Origin of the sequence: Tardiphaga sp. 285_C5_N1_2, from assembly GCF_052076065.1 — a bacterium.
GTDB classification, from domain to species: Bacteria; Pseudomonadota; Alphaproteobacteria; order Rhizobiales; family Xanthobacteraceae; genus Tardiphaga; species Tardiphaga robiniae.
In genome coordinates, this window is sequence record NZ_CP197241.1 from 2,190,862 (window position 1) to 2,204,992 (window position 14,131).

The window sequence follows — 14,131 nt, forward strand, 5'->3', positions numbered from 1 at the left end:
AAGCCATCCTACAAGTGTCTCATGGAAACTGCCGCACGCATTGAACTGATGAGCTGGCTGGTCGGCGAGGGTCTGACCGGCCTTCCGGAAAACGACCTGATCCGCGGCTTCTGCGAGCGCTGCCGTGCCGGCGGCATCGATGTATCCCGTGGCCTCGTCTTCATTGACACGCTGCATCCGATCTTCGAGGGCCGTGGCTTCCGCTGGAACGACACGGCCAGCAATGAGAGTGACGTGTTCGAATACGGCTCGACCGAGATCGGCGAGGCTGCCGCGAACTGGCGACGATCGGTATTCTTCCACATGCTGGAAGAGGGGCACGACGAATTGCGGCTCGATCTGCACGCGCCCGGGATCGCTGACCGCTTCTCGATGGTCAGCAGCTTGCAGGAAGGCGGTCACCGCCATGGCGCCGTGTTCCTGCACAAATTCGGCGAGGCTGGCTCGATGGGGCAGATGGATTGCCTCTATTCGTATTGGGCCACGCGCCATGAAGACGGGTTCGACGAGCGCCAGATGTCGGCGCTGCGCGAACTGGTGCCGATGCTCGGTCTCGCCATCAAGTCGGGAGCCCAGATGGAGATCGCGCGCACGCTTGGCCGCGTCTATCTCGGCCGCGATGCCGCCGAACAGGTTCTGCGCGGCAAGATCGCGCGAGGCGTCACCGAGCGTATCAATGCGGTGTTGTGGTTTTCCGACCTGCGCAACTCCACGGGGATCAGCGAGGCGATCGGACCGGACGAGATCATCCCGTTCTTGAATGACTATGCCGAAGCCTCGATCGCTGCGATCCATGATGTCGGCGGCGACGTGCTCAAACTTATCGGCGACGGCATTCTGGCGATGTTCACCGGCGACGACATGGTGAAGGCGAAGCGCAACGCCTTGCGCGCCCAACATCAGTTCCGCAAGAATATCGCCAAGCTGAATGCGAAACGATTGGCAGCGAACCGGCCGGTCACGACGGCCTATGTCGGTCTGCATGAGGGCGAAGTATTCTACGGCAATATCGGCAGTGACGAGCGGCTCGATTTCACCGTGGTTGGTCCCTCAGTCAACGAGGTGAGCCGCATCGCTTCCATGTGCTCGTCGGTCGATCGGCCGCTGTTGACCTCGTCCGCGTTTCAGGCCGGGCTCGACGCGGCCGGCCGCAAGTATCTGGTCTCCACGGGCCGCTACGCCTTGCGCGGCATCGGCCGCGCGCAGGATCTGTACACGCTGGATCCCGAGATCGACAGCGACGAGGTCGTACGTGGCGGTTATGAGCGCTATCTGGCCCGTTAGCTGACCGCAGCGGTTGGCTGGCGCATTGCGTAGAGTACGATAGCGATCAGGCAGGCTGCACCGAGAACTATGCCAAGCGCCAATGCGGCCTGCGGCACGATCGTGGCCGACAGGGATACGCCGATCGCGGCCCCCATCATCTGCCAGAAGCCGAGCAGTGCCGAGGCGGCGCCGGCATGGGTGCCGAACGGTGACAGCGCCTGTGCCGTGCCGAGTGGATTGACTACGCCCATGCCCAGCAGGAACACGCAAGTCGCGGCTATGAAGGTGACAACGTTGCCGTGGAAATAGGCGGTCGCGAGCACCGCGATGCTGCCGATGAACGCGATCAGCAATCCATAGCGAATAGCCCGATCCAGCCCGAAGCGGGGAGCGAGGCGGGCGGCCAGCATGCCGGAGCCGAACACAACCAGCACGGTGCCCGCAAAGAACAGCCCGAGCGCAATCGGTGTGAAGCCGTAGCCCTCAATGAGAATGCGAGGTGTTGCGGAGAAGATCGAGAACAGTCCACCCATGATCAGGCCCACTGTGGCGGCTGGGATCAGGAAGTGGCGGTTCACCGAAAGCTTGAGATAGGTTGCGCTGACGGCGAGCGGATTGAGCGGGATACGCGTCGTGTTGTGGGTTTCACCGAGCACCAGGACATAGCTGAACGCCGACAATACCGCGAAGGCGCCGACGAAAACAAACTCTGAACGCCATCCGAAAAAATAATCGAGGCCGCCACCGAGCAGCGGAGAGAAGCCGGGGGCTGCGGCCTGCGCGATCATCACCAAGGTGAGTGCGCGTGCCAGCGCGGCACCGCTGAACAGGTCACGGGCGATGGCGCGCGAGAGAACCGAGGTCGAACAGGCACCGGCGGCCTGGATCGCGCGGCCGACCAGCAGCGAAGAAAGATCAGTCGAGACGCCACACCAGATGCTGCCGATGATGAAGACAGCGAAACCGGCCAGCACCGGCATGCGGCGCCCGTAACGGTCGGAGATTGGCCCGACCAGCAATTGGCCAAGCGCGAAGACCAGCAAAAACACGGTGATCGATGCCGTAACCGCGGGCGTCGTTACCTGCAACGATACCGCCATCTGTGGCAGCGATGGCAGCAGAATGTTGGTCGCCAGGGTACCCATCGAGGCCAGCCCCGCGAGGACCGCGATCTGCAGTGCGGTGGAGGATGCTTCCTGCGGCGGGCTGTCTGCCATGGCGTCTGCCGTGCGGTCGGTCATATGATGATCCTCATTTTATAAATGATATACATCATATAAAGCGAGCTGCAAAGAGCAGGGCAGTCATGCAGTATTCCGGGAGGACGTGAGTGCCACCGCCGCGTTCCCGGCGGTGGTCGAGGCTGATGGATCAGTTTCCGTAGAGGTAATTCGGCAGCCACAGCGTCAGGCCGGGCCAGATATACATCAGCACCATGCAGATGATGACGATGAGCATATAGGGCATCATGCCGGAGAAGATCTGGTTCAGCGTCACATGCGATGGCGCGACGCCTTTCAGATAGAAGGCGGACATCGCGACCGGCGGCGACAGGAAGGCGGCCTGCAGGTTGACGAAGACGAGCACGCCCCACAAGATCGGGTCGATGCCGAAATGCTTCAGCATCGGCAGGAAGATCGGCACGAAGATCACGATGATCTCGGTCCATTCCAGCGGCCAGCCGAGGATGAAGATGATCGCCTGTGACAGGATCATGAACTGGACCGGCGTTAGGTTCAGCGACAGGACCCAACTCTCCAGCAGCGCCTGTCCGCCGAGAATGGCGAACACCGCGGAAAAGAGCGCGGAGCCGACGAACAGCCAGCACACCATGGAGGTGGTCTTGGCGGTCAGGAATACGGCCTCCTTGGTGCGCTTCCAGTCCAGGGTGCGCGCCTGGAAGGCAAGCAGGAACGCGCCGGCGGCACCGACGGCGGCGGACTCCGTTGCCGTCGTGATGCCGAGCAGGATCACGGCCAATACGATGGCGGTCAGAATGCCGAGCGGCATGACGGACGATGTCAGCAGTCGCAATACCTCGAACTGCGCGGCGCCCATGGTCCAGTAATAATAGAACAGCATCAGGGCGATGATGGCTGCTGTGAAGGCGAAGTAGGTGTAGAATTCCGGCGGCGGCCCGGCATCGACCGGCGCATTCGCCGGACTGTTTTGCAAATCGGCATTGCCCATCTGCTGCAACACTTCCGGTTCATTCTCTTTTGCCGAGCCGGCCTGGGCGGCGCCGAGCTCCTCCAGTTTTTCTTCTTCCGGTGCGACCGTGCCGCCGGACTGAACCCGCTCGGTGATCGCGGCGGGTGCGGGGGCGTCGGGCTGCGGATGGATGACGACATACCACCACGCGGCCCATAGCGTGGTCAGCGCCAGGATCAGTGGCACCAATGCAAAACCGAGATTCTTCAGGATCGTCGCATAGGTGATCCGTGCGCCATCCATGGTCAGGGCCATCGCGCGCGACGGCGCCACGGCTGCCGTCAGCAAAGCCGGCAGCATCTTATGCGAATAGGCTTGCTGCAGATCGGCGATCCACGGCCGGACGGGCACGCGCGTTTCGCTCTCGGGCAGCTTCGGCGCGATCTTCGGGTTAATGAGCGCCCAGCCGATGATGTAGACGAGGTAGAGGAAGGCCAGAAAGAAGCCCGGAAACATCGCCGCGGCATAGAGCTTCACGACAGACTGTCCGGCGACGGCGGCATAGACGATGATCATCACCGATGGCGGGATCAGGATACCCAGCGTGCCGCCGGCCGTGATTACGCCCGATGCCAGCTTGACGTCATAGCCGGCCTTCAGCATCGGATTGAAGGCGATCACGCCCATCAGTACGACGACGGCGCCGACCAGACCGGATGCTATGCCCCAGAAAGTGCAGACGATCAGCGTCGCCACCGCCAGCGAGGCCGGGACGCGGCGGAAGGCGAGCTGGATCGAATAGAACATCTTGTCGACCAGCGCGCCGCGTTCCATCACATAGCCCATCAGCACGAAGAGCGGGATGGAGATCAGGACGTCGTTGGTCATGGCGCCATAGGTGCGCTGGACCATCAGATCGAAGATGTGGTTGTCGGCCCAGGACTCACCCGCGCGGTAATAGGCGAAGAAGCCGAAGAACATGCCGAGACCCATCAGCGTGAAGGCCGTGGGGAAGCCCAGCATGATCACGACAACAATGAGGCCGAGCATCAGGAGACCGAGTGCAGGATCGCTCATTTCTGCGTCTCCCCGCCCATGCCGCGCTGGCGTGCGCTCTCCTCGATCTCCTGCGCCTGCGCGATGGCATTCCGGCGCACGTCATCATCGACGTGTTCGCTATGCGCGAGCTGCTCCTCGACGACATCGATTTCGGACACGTCCTTGAGCCGGCTCGGCCACACCCCTGTCTTCAGGCAAATCGCGGCGCGGGTGATTTCAGCCATGCCCTGCAACAACAGCAACGCGCCGGCGAGCGGGATCATCGCCTTGAAATGATAGACGGGCGGCCCGTCCGCCGTGACGTTGGAATGCTCGCGGATGCGCCAGCTGTCGCCCGCATAGTCCCAGCCCGCATAGACCAGCGCGGCGATGCCCGGCAGGAAGAACACGATGTAGAGAACGAGATCGAGCGAGGCCTGCGTGCGCGGCCGCATCGAGCTGTATAGAAAGTCGCCACGGACATGACCGTTCTGCGCCAGCGTATAGGCGCCGCACAGCATGAATAGCGTGCCATAGAGCATGTTCGACGCGTCGAAGATCCATGCAGTCGGCATGTTCAGCATATAGCGCTTGAACACTTCGGCGCAGACGAGGCCCATCAATCCCAAAATGAGCCAGGCCGCGGCCTTGCCGGCGAATGTACTGATACCGTCGATGGATTGCAGGAAACGCTCGGCAGTCATGTCATTCAGGCCACTGATGCAGGAAACGTCGATGTAGATTTCGTCCGGCGCGGATGTATTGCAAGCGGCAACAGCAAAGCATCATCCGGGAAAGGGGCGTCCCGGATGATGCGAGATACGTATGCCGCGAGACGTCAGGTCTTCTTCTTCGCGTTCGGGCCGAAGTAATGGTTATAGGCCATGCGGCGATTCACGACCGTATCCTGCTCCCACTGTGTGGCGCGCTTGGCGAAGGCCTGCTGGGACTCGGAGATTTCCTTGAACAGGGGATTCTCGGCCGATTTCTTGGCGACGACCTCGTCATAGACTTCAAGCTGCTTCTGCAGGATCGAGTCAGGTGTCTTGTAGAACTTGACCTTGTCCTTGCTCTGCATCTCCGCGTAGTCCTGCGAATAGCGGTCGATGGCCTTCCAGGACATTTCCTGACCGGCCGCATCGGCGGCGCCCGCGATGATGGCGCGCAGCTTCTCGGGCAGGGCGTCATATTTGGTCTTGTTGAACAGGATCTCGAACTGTTCGGCGTTCTGGTGGTAGCTCTGCAGCATGCAGGTCTTGGATACGTCGGGAAAACCGAGGATGCGGTCCGACGAGGCGTTGTTGAATTCTGCGGCATCGAGCAGGCCGCGGTCCATCGCCGAGACGATTTCGCCGCCGGGCAATGCGTTCACCGCGGCGCCCAGACCAGTGAATACGTCGATGGAAATGCCGACGGTGCGGAATTTCACACCCTTGAGATCATCGGCCTTGGTGATCGGCTTCTTGAACCAGCCGAGTGGCTGGGTCGGCATCGGCCCGTAGGGAAGTGACACGACATTGGCACCGATCGACGCGTAGAGCTTGGCCAGAAGCTCCTTGCCGCCGCCAAATTTGTGCCAGGCCAGCAGCATGTTGGCATCCATCGCATAGGCCGGGCCGGAGCCCCACAGGGCCAGCGCGGTCTGCTTGCCGTAGTGATAGACCATCACGCCGTGGCCGCCGTCGAGCGTGCCTTTGGAGACCGCATCGAGCAGGCCGAAGGCCGGGACTACGGCGCCAGCCGGAAGCACCTCGATCTTCAGGTCGCCACCGGTCATGTCGTTGACCTTCTTGGCGTAGTCGAGCGCGTATTCGTGGAAGATGTCCTTGGCCGGCCAGGTGCTCTGCCAGCGCATGCTGATCGGGCCCTGCGCCTGGGCGATTGCCGGTGCGACGACGCTTGCAGCGGCACCGGCGGTGGCGACCTTCAGAAAACGGCGCCGAGACGGAGTCCTGTCCTTGGATGAAGCCATTGTGTTCTCCCCGAATGGTCGTCCTTTTTGCGGACTGACCTTGTTGATTGGTGATAAGACAAAGGCTTGCTTGCAGCTTTGGCAAGAAAGTTCGCTTTGCTGCGACGCTTCGACGCGGCGTAACTACACTAACTATCCGTGCTGCGGTGCGGGGAGATCATGAGCGAGTGCGAACTACAGATGAACTACACCAAGCCTGTTAGACTTTCGTCGGAACGCATCCGGTCACATCGCCGACCATGTCCGGCTGCCGTTCCAGCGTCACTGCGGGCGAAGTCAGGATCACCACGGCCTGCCAGGCGAAACCCGCGACGGCGAGGTAGAGGCACGCCTCCGCGTGATAGAGCCCGCCGACAACGGCCGCTATCCCGGTTCCGATCGGACGGGCGCCGTAACTCAGGATGTTGATCGCGGACACGCGTCCGAGCAGGCTCGGCGGCGTTACCGACTGTCGCAACGTCGCGGTGGAGATCACCCACAGGATCGGACCGACGCCGAGCAGGAAGAAGCTCAGGCCCGCCAAAGCCGGCGAGGGGATCCATGTGGTCAGTGCCATCATGACGGAGGCAACGAAGCCGGTGACGGGGCCAAGCGCGATCACGGTGCCGAACGGCAACCGTCTCATCACACGTGTTGCCAGCAGTGCGCCGATCACCATGCCGACGCCATACATCGCGAGTGTCACGCCGACGCCGGAGGCGGAGAGACCGAGATGGCGAACCGCGTAAGGCACGAACACCGCCAGCACCATGAAGGACGCGGCGCTGAAGATGAATTGTGTGATGAAGACCGGCCGCAAATACTGATGATAACAGACGAAGGACAGGCCTTCGGCGATATCCTGCACCGGGTTGCGTTGTTGAATGGTTGTGCGCGGGGGCTCGTGGATGCCCGATAGCAACGCGACAGCGATGACCGACAGCGCGGCGGCAAAGCCGAAAGCAGGCGCGGCGCCAGTGAAGCCGACGAGCGCGCCGCCGACGGCAGGACCGCTCGCAAAAGCCACGGTGCGCGCGAGTTCGATCCGCGTATTCGCCGCGCCGAGCAATTGCGGTACGACCAGCGATGGCACAAGCGACGGCGCGGCGACGCTGTAGACCACGGTGCCGCACACCGCGACGAAGCCGAGCAAAGCGAGCAGCGTCATCGTCAGCGCGCCGAACCAGATCAGCCCCAGCGTCAGCAACAGCGCGATCGCACGCAGCGCCTCAGCTCCGGCCATCAGCGTGCGGCGCGACATCCGGTCGGCGAGCAGACCGGCTGGAATGGCGAACAGCACGAAGGGCAGGGTCAGCGCGGTCTGCAGCAATCCGGTCTGGCCTTCACCGACGCCGAGCAACAGCACCGCGACGATCGGCGCGGCCGCCAGCGCGATCTGCTCGGCCGACTGCGCCGCGAGGTTCGACCAGGCGAGGCGGTTGAAGGTTGGTGGCAGTCGGTCAGTCGGCGTGCGGGACATGGCGATTCCTGTCTGTGACAGCCACCATGGGGTCCGGACGAGTACGCAGCCACCCGATTACTGAGCGCACACCGTGACAGGGAGTGCCCACCAACCGGCTAGATGCAGTTGCAAATGAGTTGCAACAAGGGAGGGATTGCTCTATGCAGCTCTGATGGATGCACTTTCGCCGAAAACCTCGCCCGATTCGTCAACGTCTCCAATCCCCGGCAGCGTTCCAGACGCGGCCGGCTGGCGCTCCGGCCTTGGCGGGGATTTCCGCCGCAGCCTCTCGGAGGTCAATTCGTCGATTCCGGTTCCGATCGGCGGCCACTGGTTTCGGCGGCTGCTGGCGTTCGCCGGACCGGGTTACATGGTCTCAGTCGGCTACATGGACCCCGGCAACTGGGCGACCGATCTCGCAGGTGGCTCGAAATTCGGCTACACGCTGCTCTCGGTGATCCTGCTGTCGAACGTGATGGCGATCCTGCTGCAGGCATTGGCCGCGCGTCTGGGCATCGTCACCGACCGCGACCTGGCGCAGGCCTGCCGCGACAGCTTTTCCCGCCCGGTCAACATCATGCTGTGGCTGGCCTGTGAGACGGCGATCATCGCCTGCGATCTGGCGGAAGTGATCGGTACCGCGATTGCGCTGCAGCTACTGTTCGGCATTCCGCTGATCGGGGGCGCGCTCATCACCGCGCTGGATGCCTTTTTGTTGCTGTTGCTGATGAACAAGGGTTTCCGTTTTCTGGAAGCTTTCGTGATCGCGCTGCTCATCGTCATCGCGGTCTGTTTCACGGTTCAGATTGTCGCCGCGGCGCCGCCCGTGGCTGCAGTGCTGAGCGGCTTCCTGCCCTCCACCGCGATCGTGACCAATCCCGAAATGCTCTACATTGCGATCGGCATTATCGGCGCAACCGTGATGCCGCATAACCTCTATCTGCATTCATCGATCGTGCAGACCCGTGACTATCCGCGCACCGATGCAGGCCGCCGCGACGCGATCAAGTGGGCGACGGCGGACAGCACCATCGCGCTGATGCTGGCGCTGTTCATCAATGCGGCGATCCTCATCGTCGCGGCGGCGTCCTTCCATACCAGCGGTCATGCCGATGTGGCCGAGATCGGTCAGGCTTACGAGCTGTTGTCGCCGTTGCTAGGCCTCGGCATCGCATCGACGCTTTTCGCGATCGCATTGCTGGCATCCGGCCTCAACTCGACGGTGACGGCAACGCTGGCCGGCCAGATCGTGATGGAGGGCTTTCTCCGGCTGCGCCTGCCGAACTGGGCGCGCCGGCTGCTGACTCGCGGCATCGCCATTGTCCCGGTCGTGGTCGTCACCGCGCTCTATGGCGAACGCGGCACCGGACAACTCCTCGTCTTCAGTCAGGTCATCCTGTCGATGCAGTTGCCATTTGCGATCATCCCGCTGGTGCGGTTTGTCTCGGATCGGCGAAAGATGGGTGACTTCGTAATTTCGCGGGCGGTCGCCACGGTGGCATGGATCATCGCCGGCATCATCGTGATCCTGAACTGCAAGCTGCTTTACGACACCTTTTTCGGCTGAAGCCTTGAAATTTAAAGCAGCTGCAGATGATGCCACCAGACTTTGGTGAAGGGGACTGGCCTTTGTGGCTATGTGCGACGTAATCCTGCCGCGCTGGATTTCGCGATCTCCCGCGTGAGTTCCATGACAGTCCGGCATGCCAGCGTCAGGCTTCCATGACGCGACATCGCTAGAGCAATGTGGCGCGTGACGATCGGATCGACCAGTTTCGACGATTGCAGGCGGCACTCCTTCGATGCCGCGGCGACAGCATAGGGTCCCAGCAAAGCGTAGATGCCTCCTTCGGCGACAATATGCGTTTGCAGACTGAGTGAATCGGCTTCCAGCGCGACGTTGCGCGAAATGCTTTAGCCTGCAACCTCAGAAGCCGCCGACATCAGCTCTCGCGGAGTGGGAGCCCCAAACATGCGACGGCCATCCTCGGGAACTTCGGTAAAGCTCCAGCGCACGATACCCTCCCGATCAAGCAGGAATTGGCCGAAGAGTTGGCCCTGGCCAGTTGCCTTCATGCGCTCGTCGGCTTCGGTCATTTCGTAGCCGTCCTTGGTGTTGAGGAGATCAGCCGCCGCCATCGGGTTCATCGGCTCGGGCAGTTCGTCCGGCATGTCCATCCGCATGGTCATAACAGCGTCCATCCCCATCTTGTGCGGCCACTCGCTTTCGCTCTCCGTGAACTCGAGATTGGGCAAGCCAAACGCGCGGTGCGAAACGCGCTCGGGGTCGGACGCGGCGAGCAGATTGGGCAAGGGATGATACCGGAAATAGAGCCGCGCACGCTCGATTGGCGTGTTGACCACCACGAGACTCTCGACGCCTTTCTCGCGCAGGGCCGGGTCAAGTTGCGCCTGGGCCGCGAGATGGCGCCGGCAGAACGGGCAGTGCAGACCTCGAAACAAGCCGACCAGTACTGGGCTGTGGCCGCGAAAGTCATCAAGCGCGATCTTGCCGTCACGTGTGATCGCATCCAGCACAATGTTCGGTGCGCGGTCGCCCGGGTGGAGTAACCCATCGACATGATGCTCAGACATGGTCAACCTCCTCTACTTGCTAATCAAGAAATGGCAGTACGACCAGCGCTTCGGGATTGAGCCCGTGCCGGGCGCAGACATCGTGCGCCAGAGCAAAATACCGCTCGGCCTCAGGCATGTCGCCTCGATCGAGGTTCAGCGTCGCGAGACCATCATAGCATGGAAAGAGCTGCTGGGGCTCGCCCGTTTCCTGCGCCACCTCAATTGCTTCATTGTAGCAGCGGGCGGCGAGTTCCGGCTGGCCATGGCATTGATGAATTTGCCCGAGCACAATCAATGGCACAGCGAGATGTTCGCGCTGATCAAGCGAGCGGTCGAGTTCGATCGCCTTTTCGGCCGCCGGCACGCCTTCGTCGGCACACCTGTCCGTGAAGGTGCAACAGGCGACAGCGAGATTGACAAGGAGACGCGCCTGAAAACCGAGATCGCCGATCCGGCGGGCGACATCAAGACCGCGCCGGCATACTTCCATGGCTTGCGCCGGATCGACCATCGTGTAGAGCACGCCAAGATTGGTGTAGCCGCGGCAGGCTGCGCTGAGAAGGCCAGCGGCTTCGGCAACTGCGACGCTTCGCTCCACCTCGCGAACGGCCTCCTGGCTTCGGCCCAGCCGCGCCAATGCAACCCCCTTGGTATTGAGCGCCTCCGCGGTGGCGCGAGCCGCTTCTAGTCCGGCTTGCTTGTCTACCTCCGGCGGCACGGATTGAGCGTAGCCAAGCGCATCGTCTGCCCATCTCGCGGCCGCAGCATGATCGCCGATGCGAAACGCGAGGTGGCCGCGCTCCTGTAACAGGTGCGCCCACTCGATCGGCGCGTCCGTTCCTTCGAGCAACGCAGCCGCCTCGGCGTAATGCGCCTCCGCCCCGTTTCGTTTGCCGGCATCCCACATCAAACGGCCAAGCTTGCGAAGTATCCGCGCTCCGGCGGCGCGGTCCCCGGCCGCGCGGTGGGCCTCCAATACCGTCTGGTAATGTTCGTCGGCCGTGTCACGCCGGCCCGCCGCTCCACACAGGTCGGCAATTCGTTCGTATAGCACAAGCCGTTCCGGTCCTTGATCGCCAGCGGTCAACAAGACGGCGAGGGCCTGCTGATAGAGGCGGATGGCGTCGTCGTTGGCATAGATCGCGCGTGCGCGATCGCCGGCCGCGCTCAGGTAATGTGCACCCTTCGGCTTGCTCGCGCTGAGGCTGAAATGATGTCCCAGTAGGGAGAGGTCTTCGAGCCGCTCCGGATCATCTCCGCACAGCCGCTCCAGGGCAGCACCGATCCGCCCATGCATCTCAATGCGCCGTTGCAGAAGGAGGTTTTGGTAGATCACATCCTGAAGCATGGTTTGCGTGAAACGATAGGATTGCAGCGAAATCGAGTTTGCGCCCGCGATCTCCTCGATGATCTCGGCGTCGCATAGCAGTTCAAGCCCTGCCTCTACTTTCGCCGGGTCGGTCGCTGTGGCACCGAGAAGGGCCACATCAAAGCGCGGCCCGATGACCGCTGCCTCCTGAGCCAACCTGCGCACGCCGTGTGGTAGTCGGTCCACTCGCGCGAGCAGCAGCGCCTGAATGCTCGCCGGGATGTCAGCGGCCGCTTCATCTGACTTGATCTGCCAATGCGAGCCGTCACGTTCCAAAATGTCAGCTTCGATGAGACCGCGTATGATTTCTTCAACGAACAGCGGATTCCCGCTTGCGCGTTCAAGAATTCGATTGAACAGATTGCCGGATGATCCATTCCAACCGTCACCGAAGAACGCCGCGAGCAGCTTTTGTCTGTCGGCGATGCCAAGGGGTACCAGCCGCAGTGTTGTATGGCTAATTCGACTTGAGTCGAGCTGATCCATTTCAAGTGTCGGCCGGTGTGTGAACAATAGCATCAGCCGCCCGCGCTCCAGCCGATCCATCACGAACCGCAGCGCCTCAAGCGATACGGCGTCGGCCCAGTGCAGGTCCTCGACAATGATCAGGAGGGGCGATAGGGCCAGACGCCGTTCGAAGACGGTGCGGATCGCGAAAAAAATCTGCCGTCGAAGCTGTTCCGGTTCAACGTGCTGCAGGGCGTCGTCGGGGTCGCAGAGACCAAGAACATAAAAATAGAGGGGCATCAGCCGCTCGACCTCTTCGGTCGCCATGCCCAGCCCCGACAACGCTTCGGCTAGCTTGGCTTGCGCCTCTGCCGCCGAAGCCTTGTGCGCGATGCCGTAGGCGCTGCGCAGCACTGCGGCAAGAGTACCGTAGGATTGCTCGCCCAGCGGCGAGCAAGCGGCTCGCCGGATCGCCACGCCTGCGAAGCGATCCTCATCGCGAGCGCGGGTAACGAATTCATCCACCAGGCGCGATTTTCCGATGCCGGCTTCGCCAACCAGCCGCATCAGCTGGGCAGCTCCGCCACACGCCAGGTCAAGGCACCCCATCATACGGGCCATCTCCGCGTCGCGCCCGATCAGCGGCGCGCTCAGGCCCAGTATCTCGAGTCCGCGTGCCGCACGCGGTGTCTCGAGCGGCCCCCTCAGACGATGGACCAGGACGCTGCCTGCCTTGCCGCGCAGCGCAACGTCGCCAAGCGATTCATACGAGAATGCATGCCGGGTGAGGCGGTAGGTCAGCGGTCCCACCAGCACATCGCCCGGGGGGGCCATCGACTGCAAGCGTTGAGCGGTATTCACCGTGTCGCCGGTCACTGAATAGGACTTGGCAACGCCTGCGCCCAATCCACCCGCAACCACGTGCCCGGTGTTGATTCCGATATGAAGCATGAGCGGCGATCCGGCGGATATCTTCGAACGTTCGCTCAAGCACGCCGTCCGCTTGATCATGTCGAGGGCCGCGCGGAGTGCCCGCTCAGGATCGTCCTCGTGCGCGGCCGGCGCACCAAACAGAGCGAGTAGCGCATCGCCAATGAATTTGTCTACGAAGCCGCCGAAATTTTGCACCGCTGCGGTCAGTTCCTCGAATAATTCGTTCTGAAACGCCTGCACGACTTCCGGGTCGAGCCGTTCGCTCATCGTGGTGAAGCCGCTGAGGTCGGCAAACAGCACCGTGATGGTGCGGCGGTTAGCTTCGCTGTCGACCTTATGGAGCGTCCGCCGGGGTGCGCGCTCGGGCTCGACAAGCATCAGCGCCGGTGAACGGGCGCCAGTCGTGACCGTCGCCGGAATTGTTGGCGATGACGGCTCCCGCTGGTTGCCGGCCTTGGGGGCGTGATCGACGCGGGCGCCGCATTTCGGGCAATACGCAAAATCCGGTGCGCACGCGTAGCCGCAACTGGGGCATGGGTCCGGCTGCTTCGCGCCGCATTTTGGGCAGAACGCAAAGCCGCTCTGAACCTCGAAACCGCAACACGAGCAGTTCATGGATCAAGACCTCGCGGAAGCCGCGATGGCACGATCTAATCCTGGACCTCGTCGAACAGGCCCTGGATCATTGGTAACAATGGGCTTGTGGCGCCGGAAGAGCAAGCCATGGCTGCGGCCCTACCAGCGCGCATGCGCGACCGGGATCACCGATGTCGCTGATCGGGCCTCGACTACGCGCGGCGTAGTCCTGCCGCGCTGGATTTCGCGATCTCCCGCGCGAGCTCCATGACAGTCCGGCATGCCAGCGTCAGGCTTCCATGACGCGACATCGCCAGAGCAATGTGGCGCGTGACGATCGGATCGACCAGTTTCGACGATT

General features: G+C 62.3%; 9 protein-coding genes. 2 read left to right on the forward strand and 7 right to left on the reverse strand.

The annotated features are described in order from the left end of the window. Nucleotides 1-21: 21 nt before the first annotated feature. Nucleotides 22-1,284, forward strand: coding sequence for an adenylate/guanylate cyclase domain-containing protein (locus tag AB7951_RS10460; protein WP_120292136.1), 1,263 nt, complete (start codon nt 22-24; stop codon nt 1,282-1,284). Here AB7951_RS10460 and AB7951_RS10465 read toward each other — a convergent pair. From AB7951_RS10465 to AB7951_RS10485, 5 genes are all read right to left on the reverse strand, one after another. Beyond that, nucleotides 1,281-2,507, reverse strand: a complete 1,227-nt coding sequence (locus AB7951_RS10465; protein WP_120292138.1) for a multidrug effflux MFS transporter — start codon at nt 2,505-2,507, stop codon at nt 1,281-1,283. The genes AB7951_RS10460 and AB7951_RS10465 overlap by 4 nt on opposite strands. A 130-nt stretch (nt 2,508-2,637) precedes the next feature. Then, nucleotides 2,638-4,494 carry a TRAP transporter large permease subunit gene (locus AB7951_RS10470; RefSeq protein WP_120292140.1) on the reverse strand — a complete coding sequence of 619 codons (1,857 nt, stop codon included), beginning with the start codon at nt 4,492-4,494 and terminating at the stop codon, nt 2,638-2,640. After that, a complete protein-coding gene (locus AB7951_RS10475; RefSeq protein WP_120292142.1) occupies nt 4,491-5,159 on the reverse strand; it encodes a TRAP transporter small permease subunit in 669 nt (222 codons plus the stop codon). The genes AB7951_RS10470 and AB7951_RS10475 overlap by 4 nt, the downstream gene beginning before the upstream one ends. Nucleotides 5,160-5,293: 134 nt before the next feature. Continuing rightward, complete coding sequence (locus AB7951_RS10480; RefSeq protein WP_120292144.1) at nt 5,294-6,427, reverse strand: TRAP transporter substrate-binding protein; 1,134 nt, start codon at nt 6,425-6,427, stop codon at nt 5,294-5,296. Nucleotides 6,428-6,626: 199 nt separating this feature from the next. Continuing rightward, the gene (locus AB7951_RS10485) at nt 6,627-7,886 is read right to left on the reverse strand and encodes an MFS transporter (RefSeq protein WP_120292146.1); all 1,260 of its coding nucleotides are present in this window, start codon (nt 7,884-7,886) and stop codon (nt 6,627-6,629) included. A gap of 154 nt (nt 7,887-8,040) precedes the next feature. On the opposite strand from AB7951_RS10485, the gene AB7951_RS10490 reads away from it, so the two are divergent. After that, a complete protein-coding gene (locus AB7951_RS10490) occupies nt 8,041-9,435 on the forward strand; it encodes an Nramp family divalent metal transporter (protein ID WP_120292148.1) in 1,395 nt (464 codons plus the stop codon). A 347-nt stretch (nt 9,436-9,782) separates the two neighbouring features. On the opposite strand, the gene AB7951_RS10495 is transcribed toward AB7951_RS10490, so the two are convergent. Further along, a complete protein-coding gene (locus AB7951_RS10495; protein WP_120292153.1) occupies nt 9,783-10,463 on the reverse strand; it encodes a peroxiredoxin-like family protein in 681 nt (226 codons plus the stop codon). A gap of 19 nt (nt 10,464-10,482) precedes the next feature. Further along, nucleotides 10,483-13,809: an adenylate/guanylate cyclase domain-containing protein gene (locus tag AB7951_RS10500; protein ID WP_120292155.1), complete on the reverse strand. Its 3,327-nt coding sequence runs from the start codon at nt 13,807-13,809 to the stop codon at nt 10,483-10,485. Between the last annotated feature and the right edge of the window lie 322 nt (nt 13,810-14,131).

Bases quoted from the DNA above. Each gene is read 5' to 3' on its own strand.
- AB7951_RS10465 (WP_120292138.1), bottom strand. From the start codon at position 2,507: ATGACCGACCGCACGGCAGACGCCATGGCAGACAGCCCGCCGCAGGAA.
- AB7951_RS10475 (WP_120292142.1), bottom strand. From the start codon at position 5,159: ATGACTGCCGAGCGTTTCCTGCAATCCATCGACGGTATCAGTACATTC.
- AB7951_RS10495 (WP_120292153.1), bottom strand. From the start codon at position 10,463: ATGTCTGAGCATCATGTCGATGGGTTACTCCACCCGGGCGACCGCGCA.
- AB7951_RS10490 (WP_120292148.1), top strand. From the start codon at position 8,041: ATGGATGCACTTTCGCCGAAAACCTCGCCCGATTCGTCAACGTCTCCA.
- AB7951_RS10470 (WP_120292140.1), bottom strand. From the start codon at position 4,494: ATGAGCGATCCTGCACTCGGTCTCCTGATGCTCGGCCTCATTGTTGTC.
- AB7951_RS10485 (WP_120292146.1), bottom strand. From the start codon at position 7,886: ATGTCCCGCACGCCGACTGACCGACTGCCACCAACCTTCAACCGCCTC.
- AB7951_RS10460 (WP_120292136.1), top strand. From the start codon at position 22: ATGGAAACTGCCGCACGCATTGAACTGATGAGCTGGCTGGTCGGCGAG.
- AB7951_RS10480 (WP_120292144.1), bottom strand. From the start codon at position 6,427: ATGGCTTCATCCAAGGACAGGACTCCGTCTCGGCGCCGTTTTCTGAAG.
- AB7951_RS10500 (WP_120292155.1), bottom strand. From the start codon at position 13,809: ATGAACTGCTCGTGTTGCGGTTTCGAGGTTCAGAGCGGCTTTGCGTTC.